General features: G+C 73.7%; 1 protein-coding gene. It reads right to left on the reverse strand.

The annotated features are described in order from the left end of the window. Positions 1–475, reverse strand: a 475-nt coding sequence (locus CVH10_RS17345; protein WP_219924748.1) for a hypothetical protein, incomplete at both ends; no start/stop codon positions are given.

Raw genomic sequence — 475 nt, forward strand, 5'->3', positions numbered from 1 at the left:
GAGGCCGGACCCCGCCTGCGGGTCGTCCATATCCCGCGGCAGGAAGCGTCCCGCGCCCGCGGCCTGAAACAGCATCGCGTCCGCGGCGGCGCGCACCGAGGCATCGGCGAAATCCGAGAGCGCCGCCGTCACTTCGGCCAGAGACCACAGGCCGCCGATATCGGCGAGTGCCACGAGGAGCGCGTGCTCGGCCCGGTTTCGCCGCAGGTTGGTCGCCACGATCGCGTGGTCGACCTCCCGCCCCGCTGTCCGCTGCCGGGCGACGATCTCCGCATGTGCCGCTTCGGGTTCCGCGTCGATCAGCACCGCCAGTCGGTCGGGGGCCCGGACAGCCAATTGCCAGAGGAAGGGCGAGTGGTCGGCGAGCCCGAGCAGGAGCGCCCGAACCTCCGGGTTCAGAAACCCGGGTGCGAGGCCCGGCGCGACGTCGTCCAGCCGCGCGGCGGCGGCCTCGGGATCGGACAGGACCGGGGCC

Origin of the sequence: Halomonas sp. ND22Bw, assembly GCF_003011945.1 — a bacterium.
Classification (GTDB): Bacteria; Pseudomonadota; Gammaproteobacteria; order Pseudomonadales; family Halomonadaceae; genus Halomonas; species Halomonas halophila.